At 38.8% G+C, this 23379-nt stretch carries 26 protein-coding genes and 1 riboswitch; of the genes, 4 read left to right on the top strand and 22 right to left on the bottom strand.

The annotated features are described in order from the left end of the window. Positions 1 to 6: 6 nt before the first annotated feature. The 17 genes from MHH37_RS08120 to MHH37_RS08040 form a co-directional block, all read right to left on the bottom strand. Positions 7 to 561, bottom strand: a complete 555-nt coding sequence (locus tag MHH37_RS08120; protein ID WP_342575799.1) for a nitroreductase — start codon at positions 559 to 561, stop codon at positions 7 to 9. Continuing rightward, entirely contained in the window at positions 555 to 1316 is a 762-nt protein-coding gene (gene cobA, locus MHH37_RS08115; protein ID WP_342575798.1) for a uroporphyrinogen-III C-methyltransferase, read from the bottom strand. The genes MHH37_RS08120 and cobA overlap by 7 nt, the downstream gene beginning before the upstream one ends. Next, entirely contained in the window at positions 1313 to 1945 is a 633-nt protein-coding gene (locus MHH37_RS08110) for an NAD(P)-dependent oxidoreductase (protein ID WP_342575797.1), read from the bottom strand. The genes cobA and MHH37_RS08110 overlap by 4 nt, the downstream gene beginning before the upstream one ends. Next, entirely contained in the window at positions 1942 to 3300 is a 1359-nt protein-coding gene (locus MHH37_RS08105; RefSeq protein WP_342575796.1) for a cobyrinate a,c-diamide synthase, read from the bottom strand. Before MHH37_RS08105 ends, MHH37_RS08110 begins: the two co-directional genes overlap by 4 nt. Next, complete coding sequence (locus MHH37_RS08100) at positions 3297 to 4436, bottom strand: cobalamin biosynthesis protein (protein WP_342575795.1); 1140 nt, start codon at positions 4434 to 4436, stop codon at positions 3297 to 3299. The genes MHH37_RS08105 and MHH37_RS08100 overlap by 4 nt, the downstream gene beginning before the upstream one ends. Continuing rightward, positions 4429 to 5211 carry a precorrin-4 C(11)-methyltransferase gene (cobM, locus tag MHH37_RS08095; protein ID WP_065217085.1) on the bottom strand — a complete coding sequence of 261 codons (783 nt, stop codon included), beginning with the start codon at positions 5209 to 5211 and terminating at the stop codon, positions 4429 to 4431. The genes MHH37_RS08100 and cobM overlap by 8 nt, the downstream gene beginning before the upstream one ends. Then, on the bottom strand, positions 5211 to 5915 hold the full coding sequence (gene cobI / locus MHH37_RS08090; RefSeq protein WP_008406578.1) for a precorrin-2 C(20)-methyltransferase: 705 nt from the start codon (positions 5913 to 5915) through the stop codon (positions 5211 to 5213). The genes cobM and cobI overlap by 1 nt, the downstream gene beginning before the upstream one ends. Further along, on the bottom strand, positions 5912 to 7108 hold the full coding sequence (locus MHH37_RS08085) for a bifunctional cobalt-precorrin-7 (C(5))-methyltransferase/cobalt-precorrin-6B (C(15))-methyltransferase (protein ID WP_065217193.1): 1197 nt from the start codon (positions 7106 to 7108) through the stop codon (positions 5912 to 5914). The genes cobI and MHH37_RS08085 overlap by 4 nt, the downstream gene beginning before the upstream one ends. Further along, a complete protein-coding gene (locus MHH37_RS08080) occupies positions 7083 to 8219 on the bottom strand; it encodes a cobalt-precorrin-5B (C(1))-methyltransferase (protein ID WP_342576230.1) in 1137 nt (378 codons plus the stop codon). Before MHH37_RS08080 ends, MHH37_RS08085 begins: the two co-directional genes overlap by 26 nt. Continuing rightward, positions 8194 to 8868 carry a precorrin-8X methylmutase gene (locus MHH37_RS08075; RefSeq protein WP_008406575.1) on the bottom strand — a complete coding sequence of 225 codons (675 nt, stop codon included), beginning with the start codon at positions 8866 to 8868 and terminating at the stop codon, positions 8194 to 8196. The genes MHH37_RS08080 and MHH37_RS08075 overlap by 26 nt, the downstream gene beginning before the upstream one ends. A gap of 2 nt (positions 8869 to 8870) precedes the next feature. Further along, entirely contained in the window at positions 8871 to 9629 is a 759-nt protein-coding gene (gene cobK, locus MHH37_RS08070) for a precorrin-6A reductase (protein ID WP_039967115.1), read from the bottom strand. An 8-nt stretch (positions 9630 to 9637) separates the two neighbouring features. Then, positions 9638 to 11299, bottom strand: coding sequence for a precorrin-3B C(17)-methyltransferase (gene cobJ / locus MHH37_RS08065; protein ID WP_342575794.1), 1662 nt, complete (start codon positions 11297 to 11299; stop codon positions 9638 to 9640). Between the two features lie 227 nt (positions 11300 to 11526). Continuing rightward, positions 11527 to 11714: riboswitch (cobalamin riboswitch) on the bottom strand. 167 nt (positions 11715 to 11881) lie between these two features. Then, complete coding sequence (locus tag MHH37_RS08060; RefSeq protein WP_342575793.1) at positions 11882 to 12769, bottom strand: S16 family serine protease; 888 nt, start codon at positions 12767 to 12769, stop codon at positions 11882 to 11884. 17 nt (positions 12770 to 12786) lie between these two features. Then, the gene (locus MHH37_RS08055; RefSeq protein ID WP_342576229.1) at positions 12787 to 13587 is read right to left on the bottom strand and encodes a DUF2785 domain-containing protein; all 801 of its coding nucleotides are present in this window, start codon (positions 13585 to 13587) and stop codon (positions 12787 to 12789) included. A 22-nt stretch (positions 13588 to 13609) separates the two neighbouring features. Continuing rightward, positions 13610 to 14014 (bottom strand): thioesterase family protein, encoded by a 405-nt coding sequence (locus MHH37_RS08050; protein ID WP_342575792.1) that lies wholly within the window; start codon positions 14012 to 14014, stop codon positions 13610 to 13612. A gap of 14 nt (positions 14015 to 14028) precedes the next feature. Next, the gene (locus MHH37_RS08045; RefSeq protein ID WP_065217090.1) at positions 14029 to 14832 is read right to left on the bottom strand and encodes a GNAT family N-acetyltransferase; all 804 of its coding nucleotides are present in this window, start codon (positions 14830 to 14832) and stop codon (positions 14029 to 14031) included. Between the two features lie 12 nt (positions 14833 to 14844). Further along, entirely contained in the window at positions 14845 to 15612 is a 768-nt protein-coding gene (locus MHH37_RS08040) for a class I SAM-dependent methyltransferase (protein ID WP_339264292.1), read from the bottom strand. A 265-nt stretch (positions 15613 to 15877) separates the two neighbouring features. On the opposite strand from MHH37_RS08040, the gene MHH37_RS08035 reads away from it, so the two are divergent. Both MHH37_RS08035 and MHH37_RS08030 read left to right on the top strand, forming a co-directional pair. After that, a complete protein-coding gene (locus MHH37_RS08035) occupies positions 15878 to 16090 on the top strand; it encodes an alpha/beta-type small acid-soluble spore protein (RefSeq protein WP_008406565.1) in 213 nt (70 codons plus the stop codon). A gap of 191 nt (positions 16091 to 16281) precedes the next feature. Beyond that, positions 16282 to 17589, top strand: coding sequence for a serine hydrolase (locus tag MHH37_RS08030; RefSeq protein ID WP_342575789.1), 1308 nt, complete (start codon positions 16282 to 16284; stop codon positions 17587 to 17589). Positions 17590 to 17684: 95 nt separating this feature from the next. Here the strand turns inward: MHH37_RS08030 and MHH37_RS08025 are convergent, their stop codons facing one another. The 3 genes from MHH37_RS08025 to MHH37_RS08015 form a co-directional block, all read right to left on the bottom strand. After that, entirely contained in the window at positions 17685 to 18026 is a 342-nt protein-coding gene (locus MHH37_RS08025; protein ID WP_008406562.1) for a hypothetical protein, read from the bottom strand. A 60-nt stretch (positions 18027 to 18086) separates the two neighbouring features. Then, positions 18087 to 19124 carry a DUF1835 domain-containing protein gene (locus MHH37_RS08020; RefSeq protein WP_008406561.1) on the bottom strand — a complete coding sequence of 346 codons (1038 nt, stop codon included), beginning with the start codon at positions 19122 to 19124 and terminating at the stop codon, positions 18087 to 18089. A gap of 180 nt (positions 19125 to 19304) precedes the next feature. Further along, positions 19305 to 19505, bottom strand: coding sequence for a cold-shock protein (locus MHH37_RS08015; protein WP_008406560.1), 201 nt, complete (start codon positions 19503 to 19505; stop codon positions 19305 to 19307). A 336-nt stretch (positions 19506 to 19841) separates the two neighbouring features. On the opposite strand from MHH37_RS08015, the gene MHH37_RS08010 reads away from it, so the two are divergent. Both MHH37_RS08010 and MHH37_RS08005 read left to right on the top strand, forming a co-directional pair. After that, positions 19842 to 20405 carry a DUF4256 domain-containing protein gene (locus MHH37_RS08010; RefSeq protein WP_342575782.1) on the top strand — a complete coding sequence of 188 codons (564 nt, stop codon included), beginning with the start codon at positions 19842 to 19844 and terminating at the stop codon, positions 20403 to 20405. A gap of 329 nt (positions 20406 to 20734) precedes the next feature. After that, positions 20735 to 21598, top strand: a complete 864-nt coding sequence (locus MHH37_RS08005) for a helix-turn-helix transcriptional regulator (RefSeq protein WP_342575780.1) — start codon at positions 20735 to 20737, stop codon at positions 21596 to 21598. 52 nt (positions 21599 to 21650) lie between these two features. Here MHH37_RS08005 and MHH37_RS08000 read toward each other — a convergent pair whose 3' ends face one another. Together MHH37_RS08000 and MHH37_RS07995 are read right to left on the bottom strand one after the other, a co-directional pair. Further along, positions 21651 to 22250 (bottom strand): DedA family protein, encoded by a 600-nt coding sequence (locus MHH37_RS08000; RefSeq protein WP_041865894.1) that lies wholly within the window; start codon positions 22248 to 22250, stop codon positions 21651 to 21653. A 366-nt stretch (positions 22251 to 22616) separates the two neighbouring features. Further along, positions 22617 to 23249 carry a LysE family transporter gene (locus MHH37_RS07995; RefSeq protein ID WP_340734962.1) on the bottom strand — a complete coding sequence of 211 codons (633 nt, stop codon included), beginning with the start codon at positions 23247 to 23249 and terminating at the stop codon, positions 22617 to 22619. Positions 23250 to 23379 lie beyond the last annotated feature (130 nt).

The following is a 23379-nucleotide window of genomic DNA, read 5'->3' as shown; positions in this document are numbered from 1 at the left end:
ACCTCCCTATACCCAAGTAGTTTTTTCTGAAAATGGTGTACGTTTTTTCTCCGTTGTAACTGGTTCCTCCGGATAGCCAATACATAACGTACCTACGAGGTGTTCAGAATTCGTCGCCCCGATAAATTCATGCAAAGCTGTTTCATGTACAAGACCGACTCCGCGTGTCCGCCACACCATGCCTAAACCAAGCGCTTCAGCCATCAGCCACATCGACATGATTGCACTGCTGACAGCAAATTTATTGTCCAGCGTCGCCCCTTCATCACCTTCGACTACAGCAGAAGTAACGACAATGATAAGCGGTGTTTTTGTAACGGCCTGCATTGAGCTTTCCACTAAGTTTGGTTTTGTCGGGAAGCGCTGCTGTAAATAATTGAATGCTACTTGTTCAAAACGTTTTAAACTATCTCCTTGCAGCACATAAAATTGCCAAGGCTCGCGCATCCGGTCATTCGGTGCATAAGTTGCTGCTTCCAATAATTGTTCAATCTTTTCCTGTTCTACTTCCTTAGCTAAAAATTGACGAACCGCCCGTCGTTTTTTTAATGCTTCTAACATGTTGTCTCAATCCTTTCATTGAACCAAGCAATTTCTTCACGAATTCCTACAACATCCCCAACTAAAATCATCGAAGGGTTGACCATTTTCTCCTGCTGAATTTGTTCGGAAATCGTCTCTAATTTACCTGTAATCGTACGCTGATTGCTTGTTGTCCCCCATTCAATTACTGCAACCGGGGTTGTCGGTTTCTTTCCGTGTCTGATTAGGCTTTTCGTAATATGTTCGATATTGCGGATACTCATATAAAACGCAATCGTATCGATTTGTGCGAGACTTGCCCAGCTTAAAAAATCCTGCCCCTTTTCTTCACGGCCATGCCCGGTAACAATCGCAAAGCTTGTTGCATAATCACGATGTGTAACGGGTATGCCTGCATATGCCGGTGCCGCTATTCCTGCTGTGATCCCTGGGACAATTTCAAATTCAATATTTTCATTGCGAAGAACAGCTGCTTCTTCTGCGCCTCGTCCAAAGACAAATGGGTCGCCACCTTTTAGACGGACAACCTGCTTGTTCTGCTGTGCTTTTTCAACGAGCACACGATGAATTTCGTCTTGTATGAGGCCATGCTTCCCCGGTTCTTTGCCACAATAAATTAATTCGCAATGGGCTGGTGCGTGTTTTAAAATTTCTGGGTTTACTAATCTATCATATAAAATGACTTCAGCTATCTGAATGCACTCTAATGCACGTATTGTCAGTAATTTCGGGTCACCCGGTCCAGCACCAACTATATAAACAAATCCACTCAATTGACTTCTCCCGCTTCAATCTGACGTAAAAACTGTGCACATTTTTTCTTATTCTTTTGCTGAATCCAATCGAGTATTTCAGGTTCAAGCAATTGAGCCAGCGCTGCTTTTTTTGCATCGCCTTCATAGTTTTTCAAAATAAGCAGACGGGCTTCCTTTAAAAATGCAACATATTCTGCATAACTTTCATCGTATTGTTCCTCTAAGTCCGCTTTTACTTTTCTAGTAAGCGCCGGACTTGCGCCAGTTGTCGACACCGTTACAACAAAATCTCCACGACGGACAACCGCAGGATTCATAAAATCCATACGACCTAAAGCATCTGCACGATTTAATAATTGCCAATGCTGTGTTGCTTCTTCCACAGCATCATTTACCGTTTCATCATTCGTTGCCGCAAAAATAAGGGCTGCACCGTCTAAATCAGCCGGTTCAAAAAGTTTTTGTTTCCAGACTGCTTTTCCTTCATCTAAATATGTTTTTAACTTATCCGTTACTGTTGGACTTACAACGGTAATTTTGGCATTCGTATGTAATAATGCTTCCACTTTTTGACGGGCTACATGGCCTCCACCGACGATCACCACTTTTTTAAACTCAATATTGACCATTAACGGAAAATAATTCATATTCTTACCTCCAAACAAGCTGCAAGCCAATTTTTCACGAGTTGTGGATTGGATGCGAAATGAAAATGTGTATATCCAGCAACTAGATTTCCATGTGAGTACCCTTCCTTTTTCGCTCCAAAGCGCCCTCTTGTAAAATAAGCAGGTGTTTCGTGATTTCCTTCGTAAACTGAATAATGGAACTCGTGACCTTTAGCAAGCTCCTGTTCACCGATTAAAAAGTTGCCCTCCACACCGGTAATTTCTCTGTAACCTAACGCCGCTAACTTATCTTGCATACGAACGCTTCCTGGAATGACACCAAGCATTTTGTAGCCATTTCCTTCACGGTTGAAAATTTCTTCTGTTAAATACATGAAGCCGCCACATTCCGCAAGTGTCGGGATTCCCTTTTCAATCGCTTGTTTTATCGAAGTTTTTGCCTGTTCATTCTGTGCAAGCTTCTCAGCAAATTCTTCAGGGAACCCTCCTCCAATATACAAACCTTGTGCCTGTTCAGGAACCGGTTCATTTTCAAGTGGAGAGAAGAAATGAAGTTTTGCACCGTTTGCTTTCAGTAATTCAAAATTTTCTTCATAATAAAAGTTAAATGCTGCATCTTTTGCTACAGCCAAATGAATTTCTTGCGTATTTTCTTGTATTTCGAAAATCTTTGAAGTTTGCTCCAATTCGGCCGCTTTTGTGACTTGTAACAATAAGTCCAGATCAACAGTTGCTTCAATAGCATCTGCAAGCTCATCGAAATACGGATCGAGCTCTCCTCGTTCAATAGCCGGTACTAAACCTAAATGACGGCTTGGCAACGCTGGTACCGCACCTTTTTGCAGGTAGCCGAGAACGGGGATGTTACATTCATGTTCGATCGCTGTTTTAATAATTTCAAAGTGACCTTTACTCCCAAGCTGATTGGCAATAACCCCCACAATATTGGCGTTCTTGTCCAACTGCTGGAATCCTTTTACTATAGCAGCGACGCTTCGGGCCATACTTGCTGCGTTAACAATTAAAATTACCGGACTGTCTGTAATTTCACTAATATGTGCCGCCGATCCTTCATTCGATAATGGCGACTTCCCGTCATAAAATCCCATGACACCTTCAATAATAGACACATCTGAATCAATGCTGTTTCTCGCAACAATTGTGCGTACGACATCTTCCGTCATCATGAAACTGTCAATATTGCGTGAAGACCTTCTTGTTACCGCTGTATGATACGTCGGATCGATATAATCCGGACCGCATTTAAATCCTTGAACAGTTAAGCCGCGCTTCATCAGTGCACGCATAATGCCAATTGTAAATGTTGTTTTTCCTACGCCACTGCCTGTTCCGGCTAATACGAAACGATTCATTCGATTTCCTCCTCATCAAATGTAATCCGGGCAATGGAAATGGTTGCATTGCCGCTTTTCTTTTTTTCCAACAGCCAGTCTGTCGCATTGGCACACCGTAATGCAGCAGGTTCACTAACACCGTATGCCCCTGTAAATTTAAAAACAGTTTCCGATGGATTTTGCAGCGGCATTTCATTTAACTGTGCCGGTGTATACGTTATAAACTGCCAGTTGTTTCTAGCCGTTACTTGCAGGAAACCTTGTTCATCTTTTTTCAAATCGATTGTGGCGATTGCTTTAACGCTTTTTTTGCTCAGCTTTAGTTCTGCAAGCGTTTCATCAATTAGTTGTTCAATTTCTTCAGCAGATGTTCCGCGATTACAGCCCATTCCTAAAACAATTGATTTCGGTCGGTAAATTACACCGTTTTCAAGTAATATTTCTTCCTCTTTTTCGATAATACGATCAGTAATGAGCAATGTGGCATGTGGTTTTGCAGCGATTGCTTCCCCTGTTGTCCGGTAAAGTTTCAAAGTATCAGGCATCGGTGTTTCATGCAGCCACCATTTTTTTTCACCGGTTTCCTGAACAATCGCAACCTGTTCCTCATTCACTACTGAAGCACTGACAGGCGTTAATTTCTCTTCACTGTCCCAAACCCATCCGTACCGTGCACCAAATAAATCAACCGCGATTGTTTTTTGAACATCGGATGCTGTAGTTACAATCGGAGTCGCATCGATTGCTTGTGCAAACTCATTTGTCAGGGCATTCGCACCACCGATATGTCCGGATAAAACACTTACGACATATTGTCCTTTATCATCAACAACAAGAACACCCGGATCTTTCTTTTTATCTACTAAAATGGGGGCAATCATCCGAACGACTGCACCAAGGGAAATAATCAATATCATTGACTTATATGCTTTAAATAATGCAGGCAGTAACAGGCGCACCGTCCCGTCAAATAATTGAATATTTTTTTCAGCCTCATCGCCCTGCTCAAATTTCTTCATATAATATACATCGACATAAGGAAACTTCTCCGCATACTTTCGCGCATTCGTCACACCGTGCTTTGTAATGGCTACAAGTGCATAAGGTTTTGTCACACGAACTTCCGGAATTTCCCCTTCACGTAAATTAATCATCGACTTTCACACCTTTACGAAAACCATGTGTAAATGTAGCATCATACAATTTTGAACGGTAATCTTTTTCATGAATGTTCGGATCAAGTGCCCAGCCGGCTAAAATCATCGCATGTTTGCGAATGCCATTTGTCCGCATCGCTTCATCCAGTTCAGCAATTGTCGTGCGAACGATTTTTTGATCTGGCCATGAAGCCCGCTGAATAACGGCAACCGGTGTATCGTCCGACCAGCCCGCAGCCTGTAGTTCTTTTGTAATCTTTTTCGTTAATGTGGCACTTAAAAACATTGCAATTGTGCAATGATGGCTTGCCAATGCTTGCAATTTTTCACGCTCAGGTACCGGTGTACGTCCTTCTGCTCGTGTTAAGATCAACGTTTGCGTTAAATCAGGAACCGTTAGTTCTGCTCCTACGGCTGCAGCGGCAGCAAATACGGAACTCACACCTGGAATAACGTCATAGCCAATATTATGTTTTTTCAACAATGCCACTTGTTCCATTGTTGCCCCGTACATGGCCGGGTCACCCGTATGTAAACGCACAACCATTTTCCCTGCATTGACACGTTCAACGATGCAATCAACCATCTCTTGTAAATGCATGCCTGCTGTACGGATTACTTCTGCATCCTCTCGGGCTTCGGCAACTAGAGTTTCACTAACTAACGAATCTGTATACATGACAACATCCGCCTGTTGAAGAAGTTTAAGGCCTTTTACGGTAATTAAATCCGGGTCGCCGGGGCCAGCACCTATAATCCAAATTTTCTTCATTATTTTCGCACCACCATACATGATAAATAATTGAGCTCAGCTCCACGCAATTCATTCGTTTTCCAAATAATTTCTTCATCTGAAGTTACTTTTGTCACAACAAACGTTTTTTCAAGTAAGTTCATTTCCTCAAGCAAATCCAGCATGACATCTAATACTTTCGCTACTTTAATAAACACTATCCCGTCATGGGTCTCAATAACACGACGCATCTCTGCCATATCCGAAGTCGCCGGAATCATTGCTACATGATCATCGCCGTCTGCCAATGGGATTCCTAAACGATTGGCAGTTCCATTAAATGAAGATATCCCTGCAATCGATTTCATTGGAACGTCGGGATGCATTTCCTTCATTAATTTCATCAAGTGTATATATGTACTAAAAAGCATCGGATCGCCTTCTGTTACAAATGCGACATCTCGGCCTTCTTTCAAATGTGCATAAATTTTCTCTGCGGATTTTGACCATGCTTCCTGCAACGTCTCCTCGTCCTTCGTCATCGGAAATACAAGCCCCAGCATTTCTTTTTCCGCTGGATTAACGTACACATCGATTATTCGTTGGGCATACGATTTACTGCCGCGCAATTTTTGTGGATACGCAATGACCGGGCATTCTTTTAACATTCTAAACGCTTTTACTGTAATAAGTTCCGGATCACCTGGTCCAACACCTAATCCGATTAATGTACCGATTGTCATAATTCCAACCCTTTCTGTGCTGTTACGATAAAAATTGGATTTAACGGTTCAAAACGCGTTAAATTTAAAATTGGCTTACTTTTTGAGATTTGTGCCTGCAGTACAGAAACATCACAATTGAACTTTTTAAAATGCCCCATAGCTTCTGCTAAGTTCTCAATTGTTGCGATGTTCATAACAATGCGGCCATTTGGCTTTAATCGATTCACACATAGTTGTAGCAACTGCTCCATATTACCGCCGTTGCCACCGATGAAAATGGCGTCCGGATCAGGAAATTCTTCTAATCTTTCCGGTGCTTTTCCTAAAACAGCTGTAAAATCTGTACGATGAATATGCTGGTTTTGAAGACAGTTTTCTAAATCGGCTTCATTTTTTTCTATCGCAAATACTTGACCTTCGCGCGCAATTTTGGACATCTCAATGGCAACTGAGCCTGTGCATGTCCCAATGTCCCATGCGATACTCGTTTCTTTTAATTGCAGCGCTTGTAAACAAAGAACTCGGATCTCCTTTTTTGTGATGAGCCCTTTATCAGGTTTCCGCTGAATAAACTTGTCATCATCAATACCGATTGACGCACGCTCAACAGCTTCACGCTGCTTTAAAATAACGACATTCAATGGTGAAAATTCGGCCTTCTCCATTTCATCCAAAGAAAGATGACGACATCGTTCAGTTGGACCTTCCAAGTTTTCTGCTACAAACGCATCGTATTCGGTCATGCCGAACGCATTTAAATAGCGGGCAAGTGCATTCGGTGAATTTTCTTCATCGGTCAATATCGCTATTTTTTTCCGGCCATCGATCTTTTGGGCAAGCCCCTTCATTGACCGGCCATGAACACTCGTTAAATAGGCATCCTGCCAGCTTTCCTGCATTCTTGTAAATGCTAACTGAACAGAGCTAGCATAAGGGTAAATTTCTAACGGGAGCTTCTTCGCCAAAACACCGCCTAGTCCATAAAATAGCGGGTCACCCGATACTAGAATAACGATGTTTCTTTTTTCTCTTTGCAGCTTTTCCACTAATTGTGGTAGTCCACCTTTTATAATGATCTTTTCGCCAGTGTAATCCGGGAAAAAGTCTAGATGACGCTCACCACCAACTAGTACTTCACTTGATTCAATCCAAGCGATATATTGAGGGAGTAAACTTGCTGGTCCATTATCCCCGATACCAATCATTTTCATCCAAATGTTCAATATTCTCAGCCTTTCCTAGCATGTCCCCGTTCATTGCATACAGCGATGTGGAAACACGTAATTTCGCTTTCATATGATCCAGTGCAAAGTAACAGCAGTTTTTACAAAGTGCTTCAAAAAATTGGTCATTCCCCTGCATGATTTCTCCTACTTGTGATGCCGTATTCGCATGTAATATTTGCTCGATTATTTCTGGATCGGCGCCGGCTTTTTTCGCAATTTCAGCCAAAAATGGGAAACTGATCGGCGCACTTTTTGAATGCACCATCATGACACCCTGTGCTACCTTTGAAAATTTCCCCATCATACCCACAAGTGACACTTGGGGAATCTCTTTACGGGCGATATGCTTTAACGTAAAACCGACGAAATCCCCCATCTCTATAAATGCTTCTTCCGGTAAATGCGGATATTGCTTCATTGCATATTTTTCACTGCGTCCGCCGGTTGTAATGACAAGATGGTCACAGCCTGCTTCTTTTGCAACACTAATTGCCTGCACGATACTCGCCATATAGGCCGAACTTGAAAAGGGTACGACCGTTCCGCGCGTACCCAATATGGAAATGCCGCCCAGTATTCCCAGCCTTGCATTTAATGTCTTCTTCGCGATTTCCTCACCGTCCGGAACGGAAATAATCACTTCGATTCCTTTGTCAATTTGGAAAAGTTGAATCGCCTCTTCGACGACACCATGAAGCATTTTTCTCGGAACAGGGTTAATTGCCGCTTCTCCGACAGGCACGGGCAGTCCTGCTTTTGTTACACGACCAACACCGATTCCACCATCTAAGTGAACACCGCTTTTTTCTATAAAACGAACCGTACTTTGAATACGTGCTTTATGTGTTGCATCCGGATCATCCCCTGCATCCTTAATCGTTTCACACATCACTTCATTTTCCTTTACTGCAAAAGATACCACCGTAAATGTGGCATCCTTTCCTACAGGTAAATGAATCGTTACATGTTCAGGAACTTCTCCGGTCACAAGTGCGTACAAGGCAGCTTTTGTCATCGCAGTTGCACAAGCTCCTGTTGTGTAGCCGTGACGCATTTCCGACGGATCTTTTTTATTTCGCTTCTTTTGCTCGTTCATCTGCCATGATTGAGATGGCATTTAGTGCTGCGACGGTTACAGTACTGCCACCTTTTCTTCCTACATTCGTAATAAACGGAATTCCTTCTAAAATCGCTAATTCCGCTTTCGATTCTGCTGCCGAAACGAACCCAACAGGCATCCCAATAATTAAGTCCGGCTTTGCAAGGCCTTCTTTAATCAGACGAATTAATTCAAGTAGAGCTGTTGGGGCATTCCCAATTGCATAAATACCGCCTTCTTGTAGTTGAGTCGCCTTTTGCATCGAAATAATGGCACGGGTTGTTCCAAGTTTTTTTGCTTCGATTGAAACGTCTTCATCTGCGATATAACAATGTAAATCCCCGCCATGTTTTTGGAATCGTTTGCGCCCTGAACCACTTTCAATCATCTGAACATCAGCTACAACATGACGTCCTGCTAAAATTGACTGAATGCCCGCTTCAATCGCATCATCCGTAAAAATCATGCTGCGTCCCAATTCGAAGTCTGCAGAAGCATGGATAACGCGGCGAACGACAAGCCATTGTTCGTCTGTAAAAGAATGTTCGCCCATTTCTTCTTTAATGATCGCAAAACTGTAATCATAAATTTTGTCCGGGTCTACTGTTAGTGGTACAAAGTCTGTATTAAAATTCATATTTGCCATTATTATTTGCCTCCTAATTTTTCAAACACTTTCTCGAATGAAGTGCATAAGTTTTCATATTGTATTTTTGGTCTTTTAATTAAGATGACGGGAATACCAATTTCCAGAGCCGCATCCATCTTTTCGTCTACCGAACCGACTTTCCCGCTTTCCTTTGTAATAATAAGTGTTGTGCTGAACTGTTCGTAAAGCGCTTTATTCAATTCTTTAGAAAACGGTCCTTGGATTGCGATAATATCGCGCTGCTTCACACCAAGCGTATTGCATTTATCCATATTCTCTTTATTTGGCAGCATCCTGCAGACAAGACGAATATTTTCGTTATGTAATAATTGCTCCGTAAAAACGGCGAGCGTTTTACTGCCTGTCGTCAACATAATTGTTCCTGAATGTGCGGATGCAGCAATTGCCGCTTCTTTATATGTTTCCACTTCCGTAACGAGCGGATGTACATAGCTTTGTTTGGGACGTTCATATCGTATATAGGGTATACCCGTAATATTTGCAGCAGCCATCGCTGTTTTGGAAGCCTCTTCTGCATACGGATGACTTGCATCTACCACCGTTGTTACCCGCCGTTCTTCAATTAGTTCCTTCATTTGCTGTTCTGTTAAACGACCGACATGGTACGGAACATTCGCTTCCTGTAGACTCGCTGCAGCAGATTCCGTAACGACAGTCGCCACCAATTCTTGTCCCGCTTGCATTAATTGAACAGCCAGCTCTCTTGCATCACTTGTTCCAGCTAAAAATAAAATCATCATTTCACCTAATCTCCACAAGGGGCCTCTTCCACTTTAATTTTGCATGACATATCAACATAATTGAAATTCAGGATTTTTTTTACACGTTTAAAATATTTGAAAAAACGTTCATTCGGATGTGCATTTTCTTTATAGTCCGCAACGATTTCTGTTAGTAAAGGAATCAATTTTTCGGGATCGATCCCTTCAAGGACAGGTTGTGCTGCATGTGCTGTTCGTCCAACTGGTTTGGAACCGATAAACAAATCAAACTTTTTCTTGCGGTAAACAATGCCGATATCATCAAAAACCGCGCGATAACATGCCATTCCGCAACCGTTAAAACCGACATGTAGTTCTTTCGGCATTTTAATGCCACCAAGTGTTTCCATAATCTCTTCAGCATATGGAATGGATTCCGCTTTTTCGCCGTAACAGAAATCACACGCCTTGACGATCACTACGTCACCGACAGGTTGAACGAGTAATCCTGTTTGTTCCACTTTCTTGACAAGTTTTTCAGGTGAATCCGTCGGTACCTTCAGTACAAGACGGTGATCAGGGGTATACTCCATCGTACCGTGTTCTCCGACTACTTCTGCCAAAGTAATCATTTGGGCTGGTGTAATCATTTTATTGGCAACACCCGGTGATACAGCAAACTCAAAGATGGATTCAACTTGTTGCTGTACTAAAAACGGATTTTCTTCAACTTTTACAGCTGACGTTTCTTTATGTACGAGCGCTAATGCTTCATTTGCAAGCTGTAATGTGCTTATGTTATTAACTGTTGGTATAGCTATTTTTTTCTCGATAGCTACAATTTTTTCGTAGCCTGTCTTAGCTTCACCCGTTTCCTGGTCCAATGCCCATGGTTCCGCTTCTTTTTTCAATCGTTGATGCGGTTTTAATAGTTGTTTTTCTTGCCCTAAAGTATATTTTCGCTGATAACCACGCGGTGTAATGATTTTATTATCGTAGTAAAATGTTGAGGAATTCCCCACGACGACCGTTGTCAGCATTCCGATATCATGTTCCAGCATCTCCTCTAATGTTGTTAACACAATGTCCTGCGTATCCCGATAGGCAGCTTTTACTAATCCGACAGGTGTATCAGGTGAACGATACTTAAGCAATATTCGTTGCGCTTCAACAATTTGTCTTGTCCGTCTGCCGGATTTAGGATTGTAAAACGCAACGACAAAGTCTGCCATTGCAGCTGCCTCAATCCGTTTTTCGATGACCGTCCAAGGTGTTAAATGGTCACTTAAACTAATTGTGCACGAATCATGCATAACCGGGGCGCCAAGTAAACTTGCACAGGAGTTAATCGCTGATATACCCGGAACAACTTCTACTTCAATCCCTTCTTTTGCAGTCCAGCCCTTTTCGATTAATACTTCATATACGAGGCCCGCCATTCCGTAAACACCTGCATCACCACTGGAAATAACAGCAACTATATGGCCGGCTTCAGCCTGTTTTACAGCTTCTTGCGCACGTGAAACTTCTTCAGTCATTCCTGTACTGACAATGGTTTTCGCCGTCACTAAGTGCTCAATCAGTTCAACATACGTTTTGTAGCCCATAATGTGATCACTTTGCTGTAGTGCATCGACTGCACGTTTTGTTATATGTTCCCGATCTCCAGGTCCGAACCCTACAACAAAGATCTTTCCTTTTTGCATGTAAACACCCTCCCTATTAGTAAAATACATCTCGTACCAAATAGGACGTGATGATAATTTTTCTTATGTGGATTTCATCAAAAACTAGTATTGCTTATCCACTAAGATATAAAAAAAGCCCGCACCTCTCGTTAGAAAGAGGTACGGGCATGTGAAATTAATACTAAAAAAGTATAGAAAAACACAAAAACAATTACTTGTTTCGCCTATACTTCTCCCTCCGAAAAGTAAGTATCGTTTAAATAAGCAGGTTTCCTGGCTTAAGCTTCCTTTTACTTTCACATCTTCCCATCTTTACGACAGTGATTCATTGTGATTTCATCAGCTATTACAGTAGCGGGGGCTGCATTAGTCTTTCACTAATTTCCCTTTTACCTTACAAAATTCTGTAAGCACTTATTTAAATTGCAAATTATTAAATTATTATAAAAATAACATAGTCTATTAAAAAATGATAGAACAATTATTATGATATCTGTTTTTTTCAGTGAAGATAAAGCATTGTTCCTTCATTATTTCGGTCCTTTGCACATTAATTCCCTATCCTAATTAACAAAGGTTGTTTATTTTCTGTTTTTCATTTTATTTATTTAACGACCCTGTTTCATTTAGTTTTTTTATATCAGTTACAGCATTTTCTATAGATGCCACAGCGATAATTTCTATATTAAGCTGCTCATCTTTTTTCACTTTCCTTGCCTCTTCTGCATTCTCATCAGGCAAAAAAATATAAGAGAAGCCGCTTTGTTCGGCAATCAAAGTTTTCGCTTTTATTGAACCGATCTCCTTCACATTTCCTTTGCTATCAATCGCTCCTGTTACGGCAATCGGAATATTATTGTTAACGTCACCATTTTCGATAAGAGCGCTTAATACAGTGGCAAGTCCTGCACTGTCACCTTCTATATCTTCTCTTTCTAAAAATTGATTAATAGCAAAAGCGTTTTCTGGTAAATAAGCAAGGACATTTTCCTTCATCGTCTCAAAATGTTTCTCCGTAGGACGTACATAACTTAGTAATTCTTCGTTTTTCGAACGGTAACGGATTTTATTCGTGACAACTTCCGAATCCAAAACTTCTTTATAAGTTGAAGATTCCATAGTATGAATTAAGTAGTTCAAGTCCGTTATATATGAGATCTCAATCACTTCCACTGCCAGTACATTGATTCCTGAGTCTTCCACTATTTCAAAAGGCTCGTTATATGACATAAGAAAATAAGTATATTTTTCATAATCAATCAGTCGGCTTTCAAAGACAGCTAATAGGGCTAGTATATAAAAAATCCCTAAAAAAGCTGCTTTCAACTTCTTCTGGTTCCGGTAAACAAAGAATCCGAAAATTGAAATACCCAGGCCCACTATAATAAAAATAATAAATTGATAACCGTTAATCTTATCAAAATAATATGCTAGTAAACCAGCTATGTATAAAATGAAGGGCAGCACAATTAAAATAATAGGTTTCAATATTTCAGCTCCTTATGCTAAACCACAGCAGGACTTTCATATACGATCCAATTAGTTGTTTGTGTACATTTGGTTGATTTTAATAAATGTCTTAATAATGCTGCCTCAAATTTTTTCACATTCCATTCATACCGGTATTTCTTATGCCAATCCTCTACTTCTATGTAATGCAATCCTTTTAGCCACGTTAACAATTGCTCATCCGTCAGTCCCTTATCCAGTAATGCATCAATGACCGGTAACATGCGTACTTCTTCCTCATCGATTAAAGCATATTCAGTATGAAGACAGCTTTTTAAACTTTGTAATGCACTACATAATAATTTGGAATCCTTCATCAACGGATGTCTAATTGCTTCTGTTAATAAATCACTTCCATGTGCAACCGCATGTGCCCAGCCCTTCGTATTGTCGAATCCTCGGTAATCCTTCTCAAGAAATAAATACTGAATACTTCGGTGAATAGCCTCAACAACAAGTTCTTCAGGCAAACTTCTTTTTTCACGATCTTTCCCTAAAATAAGGGTGATAACGAGTGCCGAAAACGATCTTGTAAATACATCATCAGAAGGATTGCTCTGTGTAATATTTAAATAAAGGTGCTCATCATCCGAACATGTTTTTAATATTAAAACTAATTGTTCTTCAGTAAATTGCTCATTCAGTATTAATTCGCAAAATCCCCGATAAATTAAGTTATCACGTAAATAGCCATCCGTATTTCCGATATTTTTCAGCATAAATTTGATTAATTCATTAAAATCAATTAAATCCAGATCGGTCGATTTATTTACTATTCCTTCCAAATGTTCTTTCATCACCAATTAAATTGCTCCTTTTTTATTGCGCTATTTCAAAAAGCTTTTTTAGTGGCTCAGGAATTTTCGCAACTCTTTTCTTTTCTAAATTGAAAAAGCATCCTGATTGCTTTCCGGTACAGTGGGTATGCTTTTCCGTTGTAATTTCCAGCTCCATTTCCCAACTTGATTGCCCGATTTTTACCATCCAGCAACGTCCGACCGGTTTATCGAAAATTGTTAAAGGGGCTTTGTATTCAATCTCTGTTTTCATCAAGATCGGGGAGATTTGCACTGCCATCATTTCCGCCAATGAGTAATGCTCATTTAAAAAAGCCATCCGTAAATCCTCAAACCATCTTACATATACAATATTACTTACAATGCCCATTGCATCGATATCATAGGCGTTTATTTGAATCGGTTGTTCTGCTAATAATGTTCTCACAATTTGTCTCCCCCTTATTTCCCCTCTTCATAACGAACCATAGTCCAAAAACCGATATCTTCAAATCCAATCCGCTTATAAATGCGTCCGGCAGCCGGATTATCATAAAACAGGCAAATTGATTTCCCTTCAGCGAGCAGGTCACGGCAAAGTTTTAACATACAATGTGTCGCATATCCTTTTTTCCCGTATCCCGGTCTCGTTCCGACGCCTACAATCATCGCGGATTGAGAATTTTCCGCTGTTGTTGATGCTGAAGAGACCATCACACCCTGTTCGTCACGAATAATATAAGTACGCCCCGTTTTAAATTTTTCCGCGCGCTCTCTTCCTTCAACACTAAATGTACCCGTTGAAAATTCCGGAATCGATCTGAGCATGTCAATATTTTCTTCGTATTCACTTGGCTGTAAATACGTCACATTTGAAAAATCCAAATCAGATGTAGGAACGGTCAATTCTGTACATTTTGCATAATACGTTTCGCTGTCCCGACGAATACCGCGGTCAATCCATTTCTTTAATGGAGCGACTAAATGCTGAAGCCCTGATAGTTCTATCCGACCTCGATTTTCGTTAATGATTTTGGCAAATCCCTCGGTATCATAATTTCCTTCACTATACGGGATATAGTTTTGATCATAGCGCAGTAAAATCGCTTTTAGCTGATCACCTTCAAATTGCCCCCATAAATCCTGGATATCCGATTCCATCCCATACGCTTCAATATCACCGATGATAAATAAATTTTCTGCCGGCTTTTTATGTACAAGTGCCAATGTAGTTTCAAGGTCTTCGTTTGTTAACTTTCGAATCATTATAGTTGCCTCCTATATAGTGCGTTTACGAGCTTTTACGATAAAGGTTGTTGGAAAGTTACTTGCTTTATGTAGAGAATAATATTTTTCGGAATACGGAATTTCTTCACCTTTTGCATGGACCGGAATATCACTTTCAATAATTTCTACAAGTTCAAAGCCTGCTTTTAAAAGTGCATTTATAAATGTCGCCATTTTATATTTCGGTATTTGCATTGGTGCATCTTCCCCTTTAAATGTCGTTGTTTCGATATATCCTTCACGCTGGTAGGAATCCGTTAAACTAAACTGATGATCACGGCATTTGATTTGATTATAGAAAGGGTGTTCCCAGCTGAAAATAAATTCGCCTCCTTCTTTTAAGTAGCTGTAAACTAACTTAAACGTTGCCGGAAGATCACTTGACCAGCCAATCGCATAAATGGAATACACTAAATCAAAATAATTTTTCGGCAGACCGATTTCTTCTTCCATTGGAGCCGTAAATAAGCTTGCCTCAATGCCGTATAACGTTTTCTGTGCCAGGTCCATTTGGGCACTCGAAAAATCAACACCCCAAAGCTCCTTTGCACCATTATTATTCATATATAAAAGAGAATGACCGCTCCCAAATCCAACTTCCAGCACTGTTTTGCCGGCAACACTTCCGATTAAATTCAGTTCCTCTTCGGTTTGTGCTAATGGTCCATAGCTTGGCAACGCATCTCCTCCAGCAAAATGCTTTGCTACAATATCCCAGCTTTTTTTATTGTTTTCGATAATTGTATTCAAAAAAGTCATTCCTTTCTGTAACGATGATGAATCCATACTGTATGTCCCAATTAAACCACTTTATTCCATATGTTACAATCCGACAATTTTTCTAATTTGTTTTAGTTGCGGTGCGAGCTATCCTGTGTGATTTAGTGTTTATCGATGATAATTGGTTATTATAAAAACACCATATTATAAAAACGTTACCAATTGAACTGTAAATTACCTATTTCTGATGTGGTATGAAACTTTCTTACCTGTGCATTCTATTGTCATAAGGAGGCGATAACAGATGGCAAACAACAACAGCTCAAACAAATTACGTGTACCTGGTGCACAACAAGCAGTTGACCAAATGAAGTACGAAATTGCACAAGAGTTTGGTGTTCAATTAGGACCAGACGCATCAGCACGTGCTAACGGCTCTGTAGGTGGCGAAATTACGAAACGCCTAGTACAAATGGCAGAGCAACAATTACGCGGAAACTCAAACAATCAACAATAATTAACGAAAAGGAAGCGCTACAAATTTGTAGCGTTTTCTTTTCATTTTGGCTTTTCAAGGAGATTACATACATAGACAAACCAAAATTAAATGAAACTATTACTGCTTCCCTCCGTAAATAACAGTAATAACAATTTATGGAATTACCCACTTTGCTTTAGGGATTGGATAAGAAGGAGGAAAGGTCATATATGAATATTTATGGTTGGATTGGTTTGCTCGGTATTATTTTCTTTACTTTAATTCCCTTTTTGAATAAGGCGCAAAGGACTCGTGAAGAATTTCAGAAAGCCATTGTAACGATTGGAATTATATCCGGAATTATTATTGCCGTTTTAGTTTTCAATATAAATTTCCTCATTACTTTCCTATTTGGTGTTCTGGCTATGATTTTGTTTGATCGTAAAACCTATACAAAAAAGAGGTTAACGATTTATGGGGTCACTACTTTAATTGCAGGAATTGCAGCATATGCTCTACTTCGGGACAATCCCAATTATGTTATTCAACATTTAAAGGAAAATCCGGAATCCAGCTCCTTTTATTTTGCTGAAAACGGCGAACCTGTAATTACTTACCAGTCAACTGTTAGACGGCCATTAGCAAGTACAGTAAAAATCCTTATTGCAGTTGAATATGCCATGCAGGTCGAAGAAAATAAAATTCAAAAAGACCAGTCAATACCTTTGGGCGACTTGAACCGTTTTTATTGGAAAAATACTGATGGGGGCGGTCATGAAGCATGGTTAGAAGCTGTGAAACAAGATCGAGGCATCCAAAATAATGAAGTCACTTTGCATGATGTTGCAAAAGGAATGATTACGTATAGCTCAAATGCCAATACAGACTATTTAATTAATCTGCTCGGTATTGATGCGATAAATCAGCGTAAAACAGCGTTAGGCTTAACACAGCATGAAGACATTTATCCAATTGGCAGTGCGCTCCTCATTCCTGATTCTATCCAAAAAGATGGGATGTCCGAAAAAGAATTAATCAAGGCGCTCCAAAAGTTATCAATGGACGACTATCGTAAGTTAGCTCAATCGATAAGCCTGCAAATGAAAACAGGAGAAATTAAAGCAAATGAGACTACATTTGACTCATCCCCTGCCGTACAAAGAGTTTGGTCAGATCGGTTAATTGGCGCTTCTGCAAATGATTACGGGAAACTGCTCGCCCTTATTTCCAATGACGAGCTGCCATTAAATGCAGCTGAAACAATCCGGGATCTACTGGAATGGCCGATGCAATTAAATGAAGAAAATTATAAGAAATATACACATATTGGCTCAAAGGGCGGCTCTACACTGTTCGTCTTAAACAACGCGATGTATGTTGAAAACCTTAAGGGAGATCAGTACGAATTTGTTATTTTACTTAATAACCTGAAATTTCATGAGCATTTCCTGTTGAGAAACAATCGAAATTCATTTGAAAGAAAGCTTTTGAACGATGCAGATTTTCGCGATGAGGTACGTGAGGCGCTTTTAAACTAAGTTTGGTTTGATTTTATAAATACCGCAACAATCTAAAAAGATGCTTTGCCTGATTTGGCTAAGCATCTTTTTCAATCGATTATTCCTCTGATCCTTTATCCACTTTCCGTATACAGCTCTTTATACTTAATGACTATCAGGACATACGTAAACAAAGGAATAAGATAATCCGTATTATTGATTGCGTGATTTAATGAGCTATTATCTGCAAGAATACTTATCACTATTGCGATTAGACTAACGACACTAAAAATGATAAATAACATCTTATTTCTCGAAATGTAATCCTTTTTTATTTCAAATAATAAGTAGACAAGTGCAAAGAAAATTAACACCAATCTCGTCATAAATAATTGTTCAAATCCCCAATAAAAGGTCGCCATTATAAAGATAAGTGCGGCTACATTCAAGATGATCGGTATATTGATTTTTTTCATATTCCCCCCTGCTCTTATTCTGGTCGTTTTGTAATATTGCTAAATTTACATATAGTACCTTTACCGAATTTTTATACTATAGTAACGCATTGCCTTTGGTACACCTTCCAAGTCAAATACACCATCGACAATTAAACGTCTGACACGATATTCAAAAAAATGGTCACCAATATATTGATCTAAATGACCCATTACTTCTCCGATAATTCTGGCTGATTTTATAAAGTCCTTATTCTGTTTATTTTGATGAAGTTTCTTCACTGTATTGATAATGTAAGCATCATAAAAATTTTCAGGAACACTTTTTATCTTTTGATTTTCCCAGATTCGTAAAACATCATTAGTTTGACAAAGCTGCTTCCATTCATCATCTAATGTTTTACGTTCCGCTTGCGTCAATAGATGACCCTTTTTCTCGTTTTCGTAAATTTCCATTAATTGATCTGATGACAGTTCCCCCATATTTAACGGAGTAAAATCGATATCGGGTCTATCAAAATAAGTTTTATATGCTTCATTAGTATGAATGATATGGATATCGTTTGCCTTCTCTTTTAATAAATAAAGTACAAACCGTAAACCCGTTTGTTCATGTGCATTTTCCCCCGCCCAAATAATAATTGGGTGATCATTTGGCGTTTGTTGGAGGTCTACAATCGTTTGTTTAAAATGTTCTTCGTGATGATAGAGGTCCTCATCATCAATAATGATATGATTTCTAAACCATTTAGATCGATTCGAAATACCTTGTAAGTTATGTAAGTTCCAAATGGGACCAATAGAAAACAAATCGGAAAACGTAATAATCCTTTCCTGATGACTTAGCCCTAACTTTTTTAAAGCAAATTTCAGGCTGCCTGATGGCGAATCTCCAAAGACAATATGTGTTGCTTGATATTGTACAGGCTCAACGTTTGCTTGATTCTTTTTGTACTCCAACAGGTTGTTATATGTATTTTTAATATCTAAAAAGAATTGCTCCTCTGAATAACCATTTCTTTCTTCGACTACTTGCATCCGTAAAAAGATTTGCATTAATAAAGCTTTCCGTTCTTTGCCTTCTAATTGATCAATAACAGCGTTCAATTCATTAAACAAATGAATCCCCCTTTTCTATCAAATTTTACCATTAAATCCTCTTTTAGTATAACCTTCCTAACAAAATGGTCCCGCTCACCTGTAAACTATATTTCTTTCTCCTCCAGCAGCTTTTTAATTTTTGACACAAAAAAACTGCACCCCATATTTGGGATGCAGTTTATCGTTACATCATTAAAATTAAAGTTTTACGATGTTTGTAGCTTGTGGGCCACGTTGACCGTCTTCGATTTCAAATTCAACTTTTTGACCTTCGTCTAAAGATTTGAAACCTTCGCCTTGGATTGCTGAGAAGTGAGCGAATACGTCGTTTCCGCCTTCAACTTCGATGAAACCAAAACCTTTTTCTGCGTTAAACCATTTTACTGTACCTTGTGTCATTTAAATGACCTCCATTTAATTAAATTTAATAAGATCACAATTCTCATAAAGAAAAAATTCACATATTACAAAAAGTACTAAATAAAACACGAATACATTTTGTAATAGGTGAATTAATTGTTGTCTTGTAACATTTCTTATTAACCATAGTATATAACAAACAAAACCATTTGTCTATTCTTATTATTTTATTTCATTCGAGTGCAAGTATAATCATGATGCAAACTAAGTTTTGAATAGATTTATCTTATTTCGAAAGTTAATCATTACTAGACTTTATTCTCTAGCTTACAGTATTATTAATGGCATCAACTACTTATCGAGGTGTTCTCTATTATGACAGCTAAAAAAGTATTAACAAACGAACAACAAGAACAACTTCTTACAATATTGAAAGCACGCTTTTTACAGCATATGGAACGTCATCCGAATATCGATTGGGAAAATGTGCAGACAAAGCTCGAAGCAAATCCTGTAAAACTGTGGTCGCTTCATGAAATGGAACGTACTGAAGGAGAACCTGATGTCGTTGCATATAATCATGAAACGGACACATACACATTTATGGACTGTTCACCTGAAAGCCCTAAAGGACGCAGAAGTATTTGTTATGACCAGGAAGCACTGGATGCGCGAAAGAAAAACAAACCTGAAGACAGTGCGATGAATATGGCGGCTTCTATGGGAATTGAACTTTTAACAGAAGTCGAATACCGCTCGTTGCAGCAACTTGGAAAATTTGATTTAAAAACGTCCAGCTGGGTTTTAACACCACCCGATATCCGCAAACTTGGCGGTGCAATTTTCTGTGACCGTCGATATGAGACGGTTTTCATGTATCATAATGGTGCAGACTCTTACTATGGTGCTCGAGGATTTAGAGGTTCGCTTACTGTTTAGTTTAATGATCTCAATTTAAAACAAGCCGTTGTCACATTTTTTGACAACGGCTTGTTTCTATTTTAAGCAACTCTGGACAATAAATCGAATGACCCAGCCCGGGATATGAAAATAATATAAATTCAGATTTACCCTTAACTCCTTTTTATTCCAAAACTAATTAATATATGATCCTTTAAATCCTTACTTATCCTCCACCAGTTCCAATAATCCACAGTTCTAAAGTAGTGATTAATAAATCTACCATTTCGTCCCCTCCTTTGTATTAATTTTACAAATTATCAGACAAAAAGTGTATAATATGCCTAAAAGAATAATTAGGTGATGAAATGAATAATTACGGGCAAGTTGTAAAAGACATACGGGTTGGTAAAGGCTATTCACAACAATATGTCAGCGAGAAAATATGCTCACAGGGCAACTACTCAAAATTTGAAAAAGGGGAAAACAGAGAAATTAAATATTCTATTTTAAAGGAATTTTTGGGTCGGCTCGAAATGTCTTACGAAGAGTTTGAATACATAAGCAATAACTACGAAATGCATGAGCGCCAAAGAATTATGAAGAGGTTTTACAACCAAACGTACAATTCCGAAAATGCACTGCTTCAAATGATTGAAGAATGTGCTGCTTATTTACGGCAAAATCCGAACGACAATTTAATCATCAATATTCAAACCGTAATGGAGGGGATGCTCATTTTGGCCAGATCCAGCGATTTTGTAATGGCTTCTAAAACTTTATCTCCCATTTGGAAAGATCTTTCTCAACGAAATACATTGTACTTAGCTGATATTTATTTGCTGAATGCTATTTTATTTGTGTTTCCGATTCCTACTGCAACCGAAATAAAAGAATTTGCTTTTCGTCATATCGACAAGTACAATGGCTTTCAAAATATAAATAAATTAAAAATTAATTTTCTGATCAATCTGTCGCTTATTAATATTAAAGGAAACGACTTTGAAACCGCACTTCATCTGTTAAATGATGCAATCAGTGCATGTAAATCGGAGCAGCTTTTTATCAACCTGTCGATTTGTTATGTGAGAAAAGGCGTCTGCCTCAATAATTTAAACGGAGCGGATGAAGGTTTTATCAATAAGGGCTTAACATTACTTCAACATTTAGAACAGGAAGAACTAGTTAAAATGTTGGAGAAGGAAATTAAAAATAATTTAATCGTTAAATAATGTAAAGATAATTATAAAAGGGCAACCAATGTTATGTCGGCTGCCCTTTAGTTTATTTTTTTTTAGGTAAGTTCATTTTACGCTCTAATAATTTAATGCGGTATTTGTAAATCGCATAAATTACTGCTAGAACAATGATGATGATAACAAACGGCTGCAAGTATTGTTTAAACAGATCTCCTGCCTGTTCCCAGTTCTCCCCTAGCTTAATTCCTAAATAAACATAAAGCGCGGTAATTGGGAACATCGCTAAAAATGTGTAGATTGTAAATTTCCATACATTCATTTTTGTCATCCCGCATGGAACCGAAATTGCCGTACGGACGATTGGCATAAAGCGTCCGAAAAATGCGACACCCGCGCCATATTTAGCGAAAAACTTGTCCGATGCATTCACTTGCTTTTCATTGATCAAGAAGAACTTCCCGTATTTCAGAACGATTGGTCGACCACCATAACGCCCTACAGCATATAATGTCAACGGACCAATCGTTCCGCCTACCGTTCCTGCAAGCACCATTAACCAATAGCTATATTCCCCTTGAGCAATCCAAAAGCCAGCCATCGGTAATATAATTTCTGCTGGAATAAACTCAAAGCAGAGCGCCAACAGCACACCAAAATAGCCAAACCCTTTAAAAAACTCAATCATTGATAGAATGATTGTATCTAACAACAAAAACAACTCCAATCATTTGCATTATCCCAAAGTTAAAATCATCATTTCCTGATTTCAACTCCATAGTCCACTTCCACATTCACTTAGCATACAAAAACTTTAATCGATTCACAATAGAAATTGTGAAAACATGCCGTTATTATGTATGCTCTTCTTTAGAATAGAACGTCGTCTCTTCACAAATGTTGCCTCATCCGCAAAACTTTTAATTTTATAGCAGTGTATGTCTATGAAAAAAGCGATATGTCAGTACAATTGTGACTTCCCCTCTCCCACTAACTCCACATATAAAAACAAACAGACGAAACCAGTTATGCTTTGGAATCGTCTGTCTATTAGTTAAATTAATGCTTTTAAATCATGAATAAACTCATAGATAAAGTAACAGCCAAATCCGAATAATAATACACCCGCGATGATGGAAGTCCATTTAATCATTGTACGATTCATAACTTTTCTCGAAAGTGAAACAATTGTTAAAAGTCCAATATCATGCAGTAAAATCCCCGATAAAATACCAAGTGCAACAATTAAAAATTGATGGGTACCTTTTCCTGAATAAGAGTCGGCCAAAACTGCTCCAAATACAGAAATCCAGAAAACAAGATTTCCTGGAGAAACAGCAACCAATAAACCATTGCGGTAAGTTGACAAAAAGGATTTATTGGCTTTCTCACCAGCTAATGCAATATCTTTATCTGCGTTTTTAATAGAATCAAAAGCCAAAACAAATAAAAACGCGGCTCCAATAAGCCAAAGCGGAAGCTGAATATAAGACAACGATAAAAATTGAGCTACCCCTAAATATAAGGCAATGATTAAAGCTAAATCAATTGTCATACCACCAAGCCCTACCGCCCAACCATGCATAAATCCATTTTTTAACCCCTGTTTCGTCATTTCAACTGTAATGGCACCAACCGGCATTGCAATCGCAAGGCCAATCATGACATATGCAAAATATAAACTCATTCGACCACATCTTCCAAAAAAGATTTCTTCTTACGTCCGTTTTATAAATATAATTATATTTGAATATTTATAAATTTTCAATAACTCCCCTAATGAATTCCAGGATTGACTTATTTCAGGAAAACTATTA

It is taken from the genome of Solibacillus sp. FSL K6-1781, from assembly GCF_038630735.1.
In the GTDB taxonomy this organism is placed as follows: Bacteria; Bacillota; Bacilli; order Bacillales_A; family Planococcaceae; genus Solibacillus; species Solibacillus silvestris.
This window is presented reverse-complemented; position numbering and strand designations above follow the sequence as displayed.

Excerpts from the sequence above, each read along its gene's own strand:
- cobK (WP_039967115.1), bottom strand. The coding sequence starts at position 9,629 with ATGATTTTATTTTTAGCTGGAACAAGTGATGCAAGAGAGCTGGCTGTT.
- MHH37_RS08080 (WP_342576230.1), bottom strand. The coding sequence starts at position 8,219 with ATGAACGAGCAAAAGAAGCGAAATAAAAAAGATCCGTCGGAAATGCGT.
- MHH37_RS08010 (WP_342575782.1), top strand. The coding sequence starts at position 19,842 with ATGACAGCTAAAAAAGTATTAACAAACGAACAACAAGAACAACTTCTT.
- MHH37_RS08005 (WP_342575780.1), top strand. The coding sequence starts at position 20,735 with ATGAATAATTACGGGCAAGTTGTAAAAGACATACGGGTTGGTAAAGGC.
- MHH37_RS08120 (WP_342575799.1), bottom strand. The coding sequence starts at position 561 with ATGTTAGAAGCATTAAAAAAACGACGGGCGGTTCGTCAATTTTTAGCT.
- MHH37_RS08000 (WP_041865894.1), bottom strand. The coding sequence starts at position 22,250 with ATGATTGAGTTTTTTAAAGGGTTTGGCTATTTTGGTGTGCTGTTGGCG.
- MHH37_RS08045 (WP_065217090.1), bottom strand. The coding sequence starts at position 14,832 with ATGATTCGAAAGTTAACAAACGAAGACCTTGAAACTACATTGGCACTT.
- MHH37_RS08110 (WP_342575797.1), bottom strand. The coding sequence starts at position 1,945 with ATGAATTATTTTCCGTTAATGGTCAATATTGAGTTTAAAAAAGTGGTG.
- MHH37_RS08085 (WP_065217193.1), bottom strand. The coding sequence starts at position 7,108 with ATGAAAATGATTGGTATCGGGGATAATGGACCAGCAAGTTTACTCCCT.
- MHH37_RS07995 (WP_340734962.1), bottom strand. The coding sequence starts at position 23,249 with ATGAGTTTATATTTTGCATATGTCATGATTGGCCTTGCGATTGCAATG.
- MHH37_RS08075 (WP_008406575.1), bottom strand. The coding sequence starts at position 8,868 with ATGGCAAATATGAATTTTAATACAGACTTTGTACCACTAACAGTAGAC.
- MHH37_RS08035 (WP_008406565.1), top strand. The coding sequence starts at position 15,878 with ATGGCAAACAACAACAGCTCAAACAAATTACGTGTACCTGGTGCACAA.
- MHH37_RS08105 (WP_342575796.1), bottom strand. The coding sequence starts at position 3,300 with ATGAATCGTTTCGTATTAGCCGGAACAGGCAGTGGCGTAGGAAAAACA.
- MHH37_RS08015 (WP_008406560.1), bottom strand. The coding sequence starts at position 19,505 with ATGACACAAGGTACAGTAAAATGGTTTAACGCAGAAAAAGGTTTTGGT.
- MHH37_RS08100 (WP_342575795.1), bottom strand. The coding sequence starts at position 4,436 with ATGATTAATTTACGTGAAGGGGAAATTCCGGAAGTTCGTGTGACAAAA.
- MHH37_RS08040 (WP_339264292.1), bottom strand. The coding sequence starts at position 15,612 with ATGACTTTTTTGAATACAATTATCGAAAACAATAAAAAAAGCTGGGAT.
- MHH37_RS08025 (WP_008406562.1), bottom strand. The coding sequence starts at position 18,026 with ATGAAAAAAATCAATATACCGATCATCTTGAATGTAGCCGCACTTATC.
- cobI (WP_008406578.1), bottom strand. The coding sequence starts at position 5,915 with ATGACAATCGGTACATTAATCGGATTAGGTGTTGGACCAGGTGATCCG.
- cobJ (WP_342575794.1), bottom strand. The coding sequence starts at position 11,299 with ATGCAAAAAGGAAAGATCTTTGTTGTAGGGTTCGGACCTGGAGATCGG.
- MHH37_RS08055 (WP_342576229.1), bottom strand. The coding sequence starts at position 13,587 with ATGAAAGAACATTTGGAAGGAATAGTAAATAAATCGACCGATCTGGAT.
- MHH37_RS08030 (WP_342575789.1), top strand. The coding sequence starts at position 16,282 with ATGAATATTTATGGTTGGATTGGTTTGCTCGGTATTATTTTCTTTACT.
- cobM (WP_065217085.1), bottom strand. The coding sequence starts at position 5,211 with ATGAAGAAAATTTGGATTATAGGTGCTGGCCCCGGCGACCCGGATTTA.